At 71.9% G+C, this 13069-nt stretch carries 14 protein-coding genes; 8 read left to right on the top strand and 6 right to left on the bottom strand.

Annotation, left to right across the window (positions count from 1 at the left end):
- Nucleotides 1-873, bottom strand: an 873-nt coding sequence (locus M0P34_RS07890; RefSeq protein ID WP_291498191.1) for an ACP S-malonyltransferase, incomplete at its 3' end; no start/stop codon positions are given.
- A gap of 228 nt (nucleotides 874-1101) precedes the next feature.
- Here M0P34_RS07890 and M0P34_RS07885 point away from each other — a divergent pair.
- A complete protein-coding gene (locus tag M0P34_RS07885; protein ID WP_291498189.1) occupies nucleotides 1102-1749 on the top strand; it encodes an RsmG family class I SAM-dependent methyltransferase in 648 nt (215 codons plus the stop codon).
- Here the strand turns inward: M0P34_RS07885 and M0P34_RS07880 are convergent.
- Together M0P34_RS07880 and M0P34_RS07875 are read right to left on the bottom strand one after the other, a co-directional pair.
- Entirely contained in the window at nucleotides 1710-1934 is a 225-nt protein-coding gene (locus tag M0P34_RS07880; protein WP_366062266.1) for a hypothetical protein, read from the bottom strand. The genes M0P34_RS07885 and M0P34_RS07880 overlap by 40 nt on opposite strands.
- 34 nt (nucleotides 1935-1968) lie before the next feature.
- Nucleotides 1969-2439, bottom strand: coding sequence for a 23S rRNA (pseudouridine(1915)-N(3))-methyltransferase RlmH (locus M0P34_RS07875; RefSeq protein ID WP_291498187.1), 471 nt, complete (start codon nucleotides 2437-2439; stop codon nucleotides 1969-1971).
- Between the two features lie 193 nt (nucleotides 2440-2632).
- On the opposite strand from M0P34_RS07875, the gene M0P34_RS07870 reads away from it, so the two are divergent.
- From M0P34_RS07870 to M0P34_RS07850, 5 genes are all read left to right on the top strand, one after another.
- A complete protein-coding gene (locus M0P34_RS07870) occupies nucleotides 2633-3196 on the top strand; it encodes a DUF4390 domain-containing protein (protein ID WP_291498183.1) in 564 nt (187 codons plus the stop codon).
- Between the two features lie 9 nt (nucleotides 3197-3205).
- Nucleotides 3206-5407, top strand: coding sequence for an ATP-binding protein (locus M0P34_RS07865; RefSeq protein ID WP_291498181.1), 2202 nt, complete (start codon nucleotides 3206-3208; stop codon nucleotides 5405-5407).
- A 225-nt stretch (nucleotides 5408-5632) separates the two neighbouring features.
- Nucleotides 5633-6604, top strand: coding sequence for a TIGR01777 family oxidoreductase (locus M0P34_RS07860; protein ID WP_291498179.1), 972 nt, complete (start codon nucleotides 5633-5635; stop codon nucleotides 6602-6604).
- Complete coding sequence (locus M0P34_RS07855) at nucleotides 6601-7971, top strand: HD domain-containing phosphohydrolase (protein ID WP_291498177.1); 1371 nt, start codon at nucleotides 6601-6603, stop codon at nucleotides 7969-7971. Before M0P34_RS07860 ends, M0P34_RS07855 begins: the two co-directional genes overlap by 4 nt.
- A 186-nt stretch (nucleotides 7972-8157) precedes the next feature.
- Complete coding sequence (locus M0P34_RS07850) at nucleotides 8158-9537, top strand: sigma-54 dependent transcriptional regulator (RefSeq protein WP_291498175.1); 1380 nt, start codon at nucleotides 8158-8160, stop codon at nucleotides 9535-9537.
- A 60-nt stretch (nucleotides 9538-9597) separates the two neighbouring features.
- Here the strand turns inward: M0P34_RS07850 and M0P34_RS07845 are convergent, their stop codons facing one another.
- The 3 genes from M0P34_RS07845 to M0P34_RS07835 all read right to left on the bottom strand — a co-directional run bounded on the left by M0P34_RS07845 (nucleotide 9598) and on the right by M0P34_RS07835 (nucleotide 11415).
- Nucleotides 9598-9924, bottom strand: coding sequence for a YnfA family protein (locus M0P34_RS07845; RefSeq protein WP_291498173.1), 327 nt, complete (start codon nucleotides 9922-9924; stop codon nucleotides 9598-9600).
- 106 nt (nucleotides 9925-10030) lie between these two features.
- A complete protein-coding gene (locus M0P34_RS07840; protein WP_291498171.1) occupies nucleotides 10031-10786 on the bottom strand; it encodes a polyphenol oxidase family protein in 756 nt (251 codons plus the stop codon).
- On the bottom strand, nucleotides 10759-11415 hold the full coding sequence (locus tag M0P34_RS07835; protein ID WP_291498168.1) for a 5-formyltetrahydrofolate cyclo-ligase: 657 nt from the start codon (nucleotides 11413-11415) through the stop codon (nucleotides 10759-10761). Before M0P34_RS07835 ends, M0P34_RS07840 begins: the two co-directional genes overlap by 28 nt.
- Nucleotides 11416-11506: 91 nt before the next feature.
- Between M0P34_RS07835 and M0P34_RS07830 the strand changes: the two genes are divergently transcribed.
- On the top strand, nucleotides 11507-12172 hold the full coding sequence (locus tag M0P34_RS07830; protein WP_291498166.1) for a metallophosphoesterase family protein: 666 nt from the start codon (nucleotides 11507-11509) through the stop codon (nucleotides 12170-12172).
- 10 nt (nucleotides 12173-12182) lie between these two features.
- A complete protein-coding gene (locus tag M0P34_RS07825) occupies nucleotides 12183-12953 on the top strand; it encodes an exodeoxyribonuclease III (protein WP_291498164.1) in 771 nt (256 codons plus the stop codon).
- Nucleotides 12954-13069: the final 116 nt, after the last annotated feature.

Here is a 13069-nt window from a genome sequence, read left to right as displayed (position 1 = left end):
CTGGTTCTGGCCGAGCATCTTGGTAAGCACGCCCTTGGGCCCGGGCTTGCAGAAGGTGGGGGCGCCCAGGGCATACTGGTTGCGGTTGATCTCGGTCCAGCGCACGGGGGAGGTCATCTGGCGGGCCATGGCCGCGGCGATGGCCTCGGGCCCGGTCTGGGCGTCGGCGGTGACGTTGAGGAACACCGGGGCCTTGGGCTGGCGCCAGTCGGCCTTGGCCAGGCGCTTTTCCAGCTCCCGGGCGGCCTCGGCCACCAGCGGGCTGTGGAAGGCTCCGGACACGGGCAGGGGGATGGCCCGGCCCTTGCGTTCCCTGGCCAGGGCGGCGGCTGCTTCCAGGGCGTCCTTGTGCCCCGAGAGCACGAACTGGCCCGGGGTGTTGTAGTTGGCGACCAGGATCTCGCGGCCGGTGGCCTCGCGGGCCTGGGCGGCCACGGCCTCGGCGTCGTCCCGGCCGAGCTTGAGCAGGGCGGTCATGCCCTGGTCGGGCCCGCCCGCCTCGGCCATGAGCGCCCCGCGCAGGGACACGAGCTCCAGGGCCTCCTCCACCGTGAGCGCCCCGGCGGCGGCCAGGGCCGGATACTCGCCCAGGCTGTGCCCGCCGAAGCAGTGGGCCGTCACGCGCCCGGCTGCGTACATCCACAGGGTCAGGGCGGCCACGGTCAGGGCCGGTTGCAGGGCGCGGGTGTCGGCCATGTCCTGGTCGTCGCCGCCCCAGTAGATTTCGCGCAGGGGCTGGCGGCTGATGTTTTCGGCCAGGGTCCAGTAATACATGTAGCGGTCGTCGGCCTCGGCCAGGTCGCGGCCCATGTCTTTGACCTGGGAGCCCTGGCCGGGAAAATTCACCGCCACCAGCGGGGTGGTTGCGTTCATGGTCGTTCCTCCAGTATCAGGACCGGGACGGCGCCGGTCCGGCGACTCTTTGGCGTGTGCCCGGCGGGGTAGCCCGGCGGGGGCGCCCCTGTCAAGGCGGACAGGGCGCCGCGAAAAGCCGGACGGCAAGGCCGCGCCGATGCGGCGCGCACGCCGCGCCGGTCCGGCGGTTGCCGTCGCGCCGCTCCCGGCGCCCGGGTCCGCCTCTTATAAAGGAGAATGCAGGGAATGCCCAGCCCCGGCGAAGTCGCCTCCCTGGCCGGCGACCTGGGCCGCGAGCTTGCCGCGCCCCAGGCGGCGGCCCTGGCGGCCTATCTGACCGTCCTTGTGCAATGGAAGGATTCCGTGAACCTCGTCAGCGCGCGCGACTGGCGGGACGCCCTGGCCAACCTGGTGGCCGACTCCTGGCATCTGGCGGATTTCCTGGCCGGGTTGCCTCTGCCCGAGGTGCCGCGCTGCCTGGACCTCGGCGCGGGGGCCGGGCTGCCGGGGCTGCCACTGCGCGTGTTCTGGACCCCGGGGCGCTACCTGCTGGTGGAGCCGCGCCGCAAGCGCGTGGCGTTCATGCGCACGGCCCTCGGGCGCATGACCCTGGCGCGTACCGAGGTCCGCGCCTGCCGCGCCGAGGAGCTGCCCGCGGCGGAGCTGCCCGCCGACCTGGTGCTCAGCCGGGCGTTCATGCCCTGGCGCGAGCTGCTGGCCTTCGTGCGGCCCATGCTCGCCCCGGGCGGGCTGTGCGTGGTTATGGCCAACCAGGACGCCCCGGCCCCGGCGCAGCTGCCCCCGGGTTTTTGCCTCGCCGGGCGGGCGCGGTATCCCTCGGGCGCCGGATGGCGCTATTTCTGGGCGCTGTCGTCCGCGAGCATGTCCATGTAGCCGTCCTTGAAGATCAGCCGGGTGGCCTGGGCGTCGGCCAGCTCGGCCAGATCCATGAGCCGCTCCAGGAATTCCAGTATCTCCAGGCGCCGGGCCTCGTCGCCGTGCTCGAATTCGAAGGCCATGTCGCCCGAGGTCATGAAGGCTTCGATCTTGTCCAGGTAGTCCAGGTCGGTCAGTGCCATGAGGGGGCTCCTCGCGGCCGCGCGGGGCGCGGGGTCAGGCGTGGTGGTAGGGCAGGCCCCGGGCGATGGCCAGGGCGCGGTAGACCTGCTCCAGCAGGATCACCCGGGCCAGCTCGTGGGGGAAGGTCATGGGCGAGAGGGACAGGCGCTCGCGGCAGGCCGCCAGCACCTCGGCCGACAGCCCGAAGGCGCCGCCGACGATGAAGCACGGGGCGCCGGCCGGGTCGTCGGTCCAGGCGGTGAGCCGCCGGGCCAGGGCCGGGGAGGTCATGGTCCGCCCGGCCTCGTCCAGGGCGACGGGGTAGTCCTGCGGGCCGAGCCGTTCCAGTATCCTGGCGCCCTCCCAGGCTTTTTTCGCCTCGGGGGGCAGGTGTGCCGGAGCGTCCTTGACCACGATCTCCTCGCAGGGCACAAGCGGACGCACACGGCCCAGGTACAGCTCGGCGGCGTCCTGCCAGCAGCCCTTGCGCAGTTTGCCGACCCAGATGAAACGAATGCGCCGCACGAAGCCTCCCGCCGTGGATGTGCCCCGCCGGTTGCCAAGGCGCGGGCCTTGGTTTACTTGTCAGGAAACGCCCGCCAGCGCAACCCGGCTCCCGGGGGGCAGGCGGCGCAGGAGAAAAGGCACCGGAATCACGTTGCTTCGTCGCACCGCATATCCCCACCCACCGGCACGGCGCGCCCTGGCGCGTCTGTTTTTGGCGCTGGCCCTGGTCCTGGGGCTGGCCGCGGGCGCGGCGGCCCAGGGAGGCGGGGCGCCCCCGGCCCCGGACGGCGCCCTGGACCTGCGCAACCTCGTCCTCGACAACCAGGCCGGGGACATCTCCGTGCGCTTCGGCGTCGGCCTGCCCGAGGTGCGCGCCCTGGAGGAGGAGCTGGCCGCCGGGACCACCGTGGGCCTCAAGTGCCGGGCCACGGTCTACCGCCGCAAGAGCCTGTGGACCGACACCAACGTGGCCTCGGCGTCTTTCGTCAGCCCCCTGGCCAAGGACGCCCTGGCCAACGACTACATCCTCGAGCTGCCCGGCGAGGCCAGGCCCCTGCGCGGCAAGGACCTCCCGGCCCTGCTGGACAAGGGCTGGGGCGCCCTGGCCCTGAACCTCGGCCCCTGGGAAAGCCTGCTGCCCGGCCACCAGTACCGCCTGCGCCTGGAAATCTCCGTGGATCGCCTGGAGGTGCCGGTCTGGATGCGCTACACGCTTTTTTTCTGGTCCTTCGACCTTTATGCGCCCGTGAGCTACCAGCTCGAATTCAACTACTAGGCGGGCGCCGTGGAAAAATCCGAATCCATCAAGGTCAGCGTGGGCTCCGCCAGGGAGCGCAAGCGCCGCCAGCGCGAGATACTGCTGGCCCTGGCGCTGCTTGTCGTCGTGGTGGTGCTGACAGGTGTTGAGCTCAAGTATTTCGGTGAGATCAGCTCCCTGGCCTTCCTGGCACTGTTCAACATCAACGTCATCCTGTTGTGCGTCGTGCTTTTCGTCGTGGTGCGCAACATGGTCAAGCTGGTGCTGGAGCGCCGCCGCCGGGTGCTGGGCTCCAAGCTGCGCACCCGGCTGGTCATTTCCTTCCTGACCCTGTCCATCGTGCCCACGGTGCTCATGTTCGGCCTGGGCGCCCTGTTCGTGCAGACTTCCGTGGACTTCTGGTTCAAGACCCAGGTGGAGGAGTCGCTGGAGCAGGCCCTGGAGGTCGGCCAGGCCTTCTACGCCTCGTCGCAGGAGCGCCTGGAGCGCCGCGCCGGGCACGTTCTGGACAGCGCGCGCGCCGGGCGCATGGCCTGGGGCGGCAAGGCCATGAGCGCCTACCTGGGCGAAAAACGCGCGGAATACGACCTGGGGCTGCTGGGGCAGCTCGGGCCCGACCGCGTCGAGCGCGCCTGGCATGCCGACGGGCCCTGGAGCGAGGTCTGGCCCGAGATCAAGGACCGCGTGGACTGGGACGGCCTGCGCGAGCGTCCGGAGTTCTGGTCCACCATCCGGCCCGGCCCGGTGGCCGACATGGTGGTGGGCGTTTTGCCCGTGGACGGCGGGGCCCAGGGCTACCTCGTGCTCGGCGAGACCATCGGCCACGGCCTGCTCTACAAGCTCGACCACATCGTGCGCGGGGTGAGCGAATACAAGCAGATACGGACCATGAAGCACCAGTGGAAGCTGGCGCTGTATGTGCTCCTGGCCGTGGTCACCCTGCTTATTGTCATGGGCGCCATCTGGTTCGGGATGCGCCTGGCCAAGGAGCTGTCGGCCCCGGTGCAGGCCCTGGCCGAGGGCACCCAGCGCGTGGCCCGGGGCGACCTGTCCGTGCGCCTGGAGGACCAGTCCAGCGACGAGCTGGGCTTCCTGGTCCAAAGCTTCAACCAGATGGCCCGCGACCTGCAACAAAGCCGCGCCCACCTGACCCAGGCCAACCTGCAACTCAACCAGCAGAACCGCGAGCTGGAGCAATGGGGCCGCTACATCGAGGCCCTCCTGGACAACATCACCGCCGGGGTCATCTCCCTGGACAGCGAAGGCCGCATCAGCACGGTGAACAAGGCCGCCGAGGACATGCTCGGCCTGGACGGCAAGGTCATCCAGGGCCGCAAGCCCCTCGAACTGCTGGGCGGGGAATACCTGGGCATGCTGCGCGAGATATTCGAGCAGTTCATGGAGAGCCCGGGGTCGCAATGGCAGCGCCAGGTGGAGCTGACCCTGGGCAGCCGCTATATCAAGCTGCTCATCAACTGCGTGACCCTGCGCACCAGCGAGGGCCGCGACGCGGGGCTGGTGGCCGTGTTCGAGGACATCACCGAGCTGGAGAAGATGCAGCGCGTGGCCGCCTGGCGCGAGGTGGCCCGGCGCATTGCCCACGAGATCAAGAACCCGCTGACGCCCATCAAGCTTTCGGCCCAGCGCATCGAGCGCAAATTCGGCCCCGAGATCGAGGACCCGGTGTTCGTCCAGTGCACGGGGCTCATCGTGCGCCAGGTGGAGCACCTGCAACAGATGGTGGCCGAGTTCTCGGCCTTCGCCAAGCTGCCCGAGGCCAGGCTCGCCCCGGGGCGGCTGGCGCCGCTGCTCGAAGAGGTGGTCAGCACCTTCCACAACAGCCACAGCGACATCTCCTGGACCCTGGATTGCCCGGCGGACCTGCCGCCCATCAAGATGGACCCCCAGGGCATGCGCCGGGTATTCCTGAACATCCTGACCAACGCGGCCGAGGCGCTGGTGGGCCAGGACGAGGGCCGGGTGGACGTGGTGGTCACCCACGACGGGGTCACCGGCTGGGTGCGCGTGGAGGTGCGCGACAACGGCCCCGGGCTGACCCAGGAGGAGCGCTCCAAGCTCTTCGAGCCCTATTTCTCGCGCAAGCGCGGGGGCACGGGCCTGGGGCTGACCATCGTCAAGTCCATCGTCAGCGACCACCACGGCTATGTGCGCGCCGTGCCCAACAAGCCCCGGGGCTCCATGCTGGTCGTGGAGCTGCCCACGGCCTGATTCCCCTCTCCCCCCGCCGCCGCAGGGCGCCCTGGCCCCGCCGCCCGGGGTGCCGCCGTCCCTCCCGCCCTCTGCCGCAGCGGGGCGCTCCGTCCCGATATTCCCTTCCGGCGCGGGGTTTTTGTCTTTGCTCCTTCCCATGCAACACCTTTTCCTGTATTCTCCGTCAGACTGAGAACCACCGGCACACGCCGCCGTAGCCTGTGGCGTACGAAGGGAGGGATCATGCGCGTTGTCGTCACGGGCGCCACAGGTTTCATCGGCCGGGCCCTGGTCGCCGGGCTGCTGGCGCGCGGGGACGGCGTGGGCGCGCCGACCCGCGATCCGGCCCGGGCCCGGGCCCTGCTCGGCCCCGCCGTGGACGCCGCAGCCTGGGACGGCCGCGACCCGGAGCCCCTGGCGCGGCTGCTGTCCGGCCCGGGGCCCTGCGCGGTGGTCAATCTTGCGGGGGAGAACATCGCCGCCGGGCGCTGGACCCCCGAGCGCCGGGCGCGCATCCTGGAGAGCCGCGTGCTGGCGGGCCGGGCCGTGGCCGAGGCCGCGCGCATGGTGGACTGCCCGCCCGCGGTGGTCGTCCAGGCCAGCGCCGTGGGCTACTACGGCCCCCGGGCCTCGGAGCGGGGCGACGTGCTGGGCGAGGGCCGGCCCTGCGGCCCGGGGTTCCTGGCCGAGGTCTGCCGCCAGTGGGAGGCGTCCAGCGAGCCCGTGGAGGGCCTGGGCACCCGCCGCGCGGTGGCCCGCCTGGGGGTCGTGCTCGGCCCTGGCGGCGGGCTGCTGGGGCGGCTGGTGCCGCTGTTCCGGCTCTTCCTGGGCGGGCCTGCGGGCGGCGGGGGGCAGTGGCTGTCCTGGGTCCACCGGGCCGACGCCACCGGCGCCATCGTCTGGCTGCTGGACAACGCCAGCGCCCACGGGGTCTACAATCTTTGTGCGCCCAAAGCCGTGACAATGGCCGCGTTCTGCCGGGAACTCGGCCGCGCCCTGGGACGCCCCTCGTGGCTGCCGGTTCCCGGGGCGGCTCTCAGGCTGCTCCTGGGCGCCGAAATGGCCCGCGAGACAGCCCTGGCCAGCCAGCGCGCCGCCCCCCTGCGCCTGGACGCCGAGGGCTACCGCTTCATCCGCCCCGAGCTGCGGGAGGCCCTGGCCGCCTGCCTGGAGCCGGGGCCGCAACCACCGGGAGGGAGGGGCCTCTCCGCGTGAGTTCCAAGCCGACCATCCTCGTCGTCGAGGACGAAACCATAGTCGCCATGGACATCCGCCACCGGCTCGTGAACCTGGGCTACCCCGTGGCCGGGGTCGTGCCCTCGGGCGAGGGCGCCGTGGAGGCCGCCGAGCGCCTGCACCCCGACGTGGTGCTGATGGACATCATGCTCGCCGGGCCTATGGACGGGGTGCAGGCCGCCGGGGCCATCGCCCAGCGTTGCGACATCCCGGTCATCTTCGTCACGGCCTACGCCGACGAGGAGACCCTGCAACGCGCCAAGGCCACCCAGCCCTTCGGCTACGTCATCAAACCCTTCGACGACCGCGACATGCACACGGCCATCGAAATGGCCCACTACAAGCACTGCGCCGAACGCCGCCGCCGCAAGGAGCGCCGCTGGCTGGAAACCACCCTGGACAGCGTGGGCGAGGGCATCGTGGCCACCGACGCCACGGGCCGCGTGAACTATCTGAACGCCATGGCCGGCAGGTTGCTGGGCCTGGGCCTGGAGCAGGCCCGCCAGCGGCCCCTGGCCCGCGTGCTGCCGCTCAGCGGGCTGGACGGCCAGCCCGTGGACCCCGTTCCCGGGGCCCTGGGCGCCGAATGCCCGCTGCGCCTGGAGGGGCTTTCGCTGAGCGCCCCGGGGGGCGAGATCCCCGTGGAGCTGACGGCCTGCATCGTGCCCGGGGAGGGTGGCGCGGCCAGCGGCGTGGTCATGGCCTTTCGCGACATCTCCGGACGCCGCGAGACCCTGGAGCGCCTGCGCAGCACCGTGGAACGCCTGCGCCAGACCGTGGACGCCACGGTGCAGGCCCTGGTGCTGACCTCGGAGAAGCGCGACCCCTACACCGCCGGACACCAGCAGCGCGTGGCGCGGCTGGCCGTGGCCATCGCCGACCGCCTGGGCATGGCCCCGGAGCGCCTGGAGGGCGTGCGCGTGGCCGGGCTGCTGCACGACCTGGGCAAGATCTACATCCCCGCCGAGATCCTCTCCAAGCCCGCGCGGCTTACGCCGATGGAGTTCGGGCTGATGCAGACCCACCCCGGGGTGGGCTACGAGATCCTGAGCGGCGTGCCCTTCCCCTGGCCGGTGGCGGACTTCGTGGTTCAGCACCACGAGCGCCTGGACGGCACGGGTTACCCCAAGGGGCTGGCGGGCGACGCCGTGTGCCTGGAGGCGCGCATCCTGGCCGTGGCCGACGTGGTGGAGGCCATGAGCTCCCACCGGCCCTACCGCGCGGCCCTGGGGCTGGAGGTGGCCCTGGACGAGGTGCGCAAGGGCCGGGGGGTGCGCTACGACGAGGCCGTGGTGGACATCTGCCTGGAGCTTTTCGCGGCCGGGGGCTTTTCCTTCGAAGGCTAGCGGCGGCCGGGGGCGCCCGCCCCGCCGCTGGCCGCGCCGCCGCTGGCCGCGCCGCCGCTGGCCGCGCCGCCGCTGGCCGCGCCGCCGCTGGCCGCGCCCGGCCTTGCCCTGCCCGGCTCTTTGCGGGTATGCACAGGGGGCCGGGCCGCTGGGGCCCGCGCCAACCGCCAGCCAGGGGAGGGCAGGGTGCAGGCCAGGATTCTCGTTGTCGACGACGAACAGGACATCCGTTTTTCGCTGCGCGGCATCCTCGAGGACGAGGGCCACGAGGTGCACGAGGCCGAAAGCGGCGAACAGGCCCTGCGCATGGTGGGCGAGCGCGCGCCGGAGCTGGTGCTGCTCGACATCTGGCTCACGGGCATCGACGGCCTGGAGGTGCTGGACACCCTGCGCTCGCGCCAGCCCGACCTGCCGGTGATCATGATCTCCGGCCACGGCAATATCGAGACCGCCGTGTCGGCCATCAAGAAGGGCGCCTTCGACTTCATCGAGAAGCCCCTGTCCCTGGAAAAGGTCATCCTCTGCGTCAACAAGGCTCTGGAATTCAACACCATCCAGAGGGAGAACCAGGAGTTGCGCCTGCGCCTGGGCTCGGAGCAGATCAGCTCGCTTACCGGGCGCTCGGCGGCGGTGCTGGCCCTGCGCCAGCACATCGCCCAGGTGGCGCCCACGGAAGCCTGGGTGCTCATCACCGGCGAGAACGGCACGGGCAAGGAGATCGTGGCCCGCATGATCCATTCCCAGTCGCGGCGCGGGGCGCGGCCCCTGGTGGCCGTGAACTGCGCCGCCATCCCCGAGGAGCTGATCGAAAGCGAGCTGTTCGGCCATGAGAAGGGCGCCTTCACCGGGGCCGAGACATCGCGCCCCGGGCGCTTCGAGCAGGCCGACGGGGGCACGCTCTTCCTGGACGAGATCGGCGACATGAGCCTGAAGACCCAGGCCAAGATCCTGCGCATCCTCCAGGAGCAGAAGTTCGAGCATGTGGGCGGGCGGCGCACCGTCACCGTGGACGTGCGCGTCATCGCCGCCACCAACAAGGACCTGATGGAGGAAATCCGCGAGGGGCGCTTCCGCGAGGACCTGTACTACCGGCTCAAGGTCTTTCCGTTGGTGGTGCCGCCCCTGCGCGAGCGCGGGGAGGACATCCCGCTGCTCATCGAGGACTTCCTGGAGCGCCTGACCCGCCTGCAGGGCTTCCGCCCGCTGAGCTTCACCGAAGAGGCCCTGCGGGTGCTGTGCGCCTACCCCTGGCCGGGCAACGTGCGCGAGCTGAAGAATTTCGTGGAGCGCATGCTGATCCTGTACTCCGGCTCCGAGGTCGGCCCCGAGGACCTGCCCGCCGAGATACTGGCCGCCCCGGCGGCCTGCGGGGCCCTGGCGCGCGACCTGCCCATCCCCTCCGGCGCCGTGGACTTCAAGACCGCCCGCCAGGACTTCGAGGCCGAATTCCTGCGCCGCAAGCTCGAAGAGTTCGAAGGCAGCGTCAGCCGCCTTGCCGAATCCATCGGCCTGGAGCGGACCTACCTCTACCGCAAGCTCAAGGCCTACGGCATCCAGACGGGCTGAGGCCGCCGCGCCCCCGGCGGGCCGGGGCCGCCCGGCTCCGGGGGATTTCGCCGGGTCTGGCTACGCCCCGCGCGGGCCGAAGAGGATCACCGCCGCGCCCAGCAGGCACAGGGCCGCGCCCAGGGCGTCCCAGCGGTCGGGGCGCGCGCCTTCCACTGCCCACAGCCAGCCCAGGGACGCCAGGATGTAGACGCCGCCGTAGGCCGCATAGGCCCGCCCGGCGAAGTCGGCGTCCACGCGCGTCAGGGCCCAGGCGAACAGCGCCAGGCTGGCCATGCCCGGCATCAGCCACAGGGGCGAGCGCCCCAGCCGCAGCCAGGCCCAGAAGGCGAAGCAGCCGCCGATTTCCGCAAAGGCCGCAAGGATATAGGTCAGAATGCCGCGCATGGGGGATGCTCCCGGATCGCCGCCGCCTGGCGGGGCGGAGGGCTGGCTGATGTCCGCCCGGCTGCGCCCCGGGCCGGGGCGCGCCGCATGGCGCCGTCGCCGGCGGTTATTCCCGGATCCAGATCACGCTGGCCTGCCTGCCGCAGGCCCGCTGGCGGCGGTAGGAGAAAAACAGCTCCGGGAAGGAGCGGGTACACAGGTCCAGGCCGTGGATGCGCTCGGGCAGCAGCCCGGCGGCCACGAGCTGGTCGCGCGTCAGGCGCCAGAGGTCCACGGTGTGCGTGGCGGGGTCGTGGTAGGGCGCGAAGGCCGGGCCGAATTCGGTCTCGAAGTTGGTGAACTCGCTGGCCGCCGGGCCCAGGCTCGGGCCGCGCACGGCCAGCAGTCCGGAGGGCTCCAGGCCGTATTCCGCGCACAGCGCGCGCACCCCGCGCCCGGGGAAATCGGCCACGTTGCCGCGCCAGCCCACATGCAGCGCCGCCACGACGCTCCCGCTTTCGTGAGCCAGAAGCACGGGCTGGCAGTCGGCGGTCTTGATGACCAGGGCCTGGCCCGGCCTGGCCGTGGCCAGGCCGTCGGCCTCGATGGTTCCGGGGGCGTCGATGTCCCCCGGGTCGGGGTCGAAGAGCATCTGCGTGCCGTGGACCTGGCGCAGCTCCTGCCACGGGCCCAGGCCCAGGGCGTCCCGCATGGCCCGGCGCCAGGAGCGTACGGCCCGGGGGTCGTCGCCCACGTCCAGGGAGATGTTGCCGCCGTCCAGGGGGCCCCGGGCCCCGGGCGCCCGGGCGCCGAAGGCGCAGCCCACGCGGTCCAGTCCTGGAAAGGCGAAAGGGATCAGCCGCGCTGTGGGGGTCGGGGCCACAGGGTTTCCTCCTCGGTGATGATCACGTCCACGGGTATGTCCCACGGGTCGGCGGGCAGGGCCTCCAGGAGCTGGAAGGCGTAGCACGGGGCCAGCAGCAGCGGCCCCGGGCGCCCCAGCCCGGCCAGGAAGCGGTCGTAGAAGCCGCCGCCGAAGCCCAGGCGCAGGCCGCGCCGGTCGAAGCCCACCCCCGGCACGAGCACCAGGTCCGGCGCCGGGGCGGCCTCGGCGGGGCAGGCGTCGGGGTCGGGCTCCGCGATGCCGTGGGCCCCGGGCCGCAGGACGGCCAGGTCCGGGGCGCAGGCCACGTCCATGACCCCGGGCTGCCCCGGGCGGCAGCGCGGCAGCAGCACCCGCACCCCGCGTGCCCAGAGTTCCTCCACCAGGGGCGCCACGTCCACCTCGCCGCGCACGGGCATGTAGGCCAGCACCTGGCGCGCCGAGGCCCAGGCGGGCAGGGCGCGCACCCGCTCCAGCACCCGCGCCGAACGCGCGGCGGCCTCGGCCGGGGCCAGGGCCCGGCGCCGGGCCAGCAGGGCGGCGCGCAGGGCGCGTTTCTCCCGCGCGGCTGCGGCGTCGGCGCCGGGGTCATCCGGGCGGATTGGGGCGGGGTTGCGGGGCTTTTCCATCGCGGTCTTTTGTTTTAGGGTTCCCATTCCTGGGCCAGGGCGCTGCTGGATCCTACGCGCTTCGGGGCCGGCGGGAAAGAGGGAAAGCCAAATGAGATACGATAGATACTGGATCGGCATAGGCGACATCCACGACGAGCCGGACAACGTGGCGCGCATCCCGGGCGTGTCCGGGGCCGCGGGGATCATCATCAGCGGCGACCTGACCACCCACGGCGGGCTGGACGCGGCGCGCCGGGTGCTGGACGCCGTGCGCGGCGCCAACCCCGTGGTCCTGGCCCAGATCGGCAACATGGACACCCCGGCCGTGGACCGCTGGCTGGAGCGGGAGGGCCTGTCCATCCACGGCCGGGCCCGCGAGCTGGCCCCCGGGGTGGGCCTGCTGGGCCTGGGCTGCTCGGGGCCGACGCCCTTCGGCACGCCCAGCGAGATTTCCGAGGCGCGCCAGGCGGAGCTGCTGGAACAGGCCCTGGCCCAGGCCGACGGCTGGGACGCCACGCTGCTGGTGTCCCACGACCCGCCCCACGGCACCAAGGCCGACCTGGTCGGCCCGCGCCACGTCGGCAGCCACGCGGTGCGCGCCTTCGTGGAGCGCGTGCAGCCCCAGGCCTGCCTGTCCGGGCATATTCACGAGTCGCGCGCCCTGGACCTTGTGGGCCGCACGGTCGTGGTCAACCCCGGGATGCTGGCCCACGGCGGCTACGCGGTCATCGGCCTGAGCGGGCGGACGCTGGACGTGACGCTGCACACACTCTAGGAAGGACGGGATGAAACTCTATTCGTGGAACGTGAACGGCCTGCGGGCCGTGATCCAGAAAGGCTTCTGGGACTGGTTCGCCGCCTGCGACGCCGACGTGGTCGGCCTGCAGGAGATCAAGGCCGAGCCGCACCAGCTGGACGAGGAGCACCGGGGCCGCCCGGGTTATCAGGTGACCTGGAACCCCAGCCGCAAGCGCAAGGGCTATTCGGGCACGGCCGCGCTCTACCGCGTGGCGCCGCTGGCGGTGCGCACGGGGCTGCCCGACGAGCGCTTCAACGGCGAGGGCCGCTGCATCCACCTGGAATATCCGTCCTTTCATTTTTTCACCATCTACTTCCCCAACGGCCAGCAGGGCGACGAGCGCCTGGAGTTCAAGCTCGGCTACTACGACTGCTTCCTGGCCCACAGCGAGGCCCTGCGGCGCCACAAGCCCATCGTGGTCTGCGGCGACTTCAACACCGCGCACAAGGAGATCGACCTCAAGAACCCCAAGGCCAACGAGAACACCTCGGGCTTCCTGCCCGTGGAGCGCGCCTGGATGGACCGTTTCGTGGCCCACGGCTATGTGGACACCTTCCGCCTGTTCGAGCCCGGGCCGGACCACTACTCGTGGTGGACATACCGTTACGGGGCCCGCTCGCGCAACGCGGGGTGGCGCATCGACTACTTCTTCGTCAGCGAGGAGCTGCGGGGCAAGGTGTCCCGCGCCTGGATCGAGCCCGGGGTCATGGGCTCGGACCACTGCCCCGTGGGCCTGGAACTGGCCCTGGATGCCTAGGGAGGGCGCCGCGCCCGTCCCCGGCGGCCTGCTGTTCGCCTACGGCACGCTCATGCGCGGGGCTGGGGGGCCGTGGTCCGGACGGCTGGAGGCCCTGGGCGCGCCGCTGGGCCGGG

The sequence above is a fragment of the Desulfocurvus sp. genome (assembly GCF_023230885.1).
Classification (GTDB): Bacteria; Desulfobacterota; Desulfovibrionia; order Desulfovibrionales; family Desulfovibrionaceae; genus Desulfocurvus.
This window is presented reverse-complemented; position numbering and strand designations above follow the sequence as displayed.

Excerpts from the sequence above, each read along its gene's own strand:
- M0P34_RS07885 (WP_291498189.1), top strand. The coding sequence starts at position 1,102 with ATGCCCAGCCCCGGCGAAGTCGCCTCCCTGGCCGGCGACCTGGGCCGC.
- M0P34_RS07880 (WP_366062266.1), bottom strand. The coding sequence starts at position 1,934 with ATGGCACTGACCGACCTGGACTACCTGGACAAGATCGAAGCCTTCATG.
- M0P34_RS07860 (WP_291498179.1), top strand. The coding sequence starts at position 5,633 with ATGCGCGTTGTCGTCACGGGCGCCACAGGTTTCATCGGCCGGGCCCTG.
- M0P34_RS07845 (WP_291498173.1), bottom strand. The coding sequence starts at position 9,924 with ATGCGCGGCATTCTGACCTATATCCTTGCGGCCTTTGCGGAAATCGGC.
- M0P34_RS07835 (WP_291498168.1), bottom strand. The coding sequence starts at position 11,415 with ATGGAAAAGCCCCGCAACCCCGCCCCAATCCGCCCGGATGACCCCGGC.
- M0P34_RS07830 (WP_291498166.1), top strand. The coding sequence starts at position 11,507 with ATGAGATACGATAGATACTGGATCGGCATAGGCGACATCCACGACGAG.
- M0P34_RS07825 (WP_291498164.1), top strand. The coding sequence starts at position 12,183 with ATGAAACTCTATTCGTGGAACGTGAACGGCCTGCGGGCCGTGATCCAG.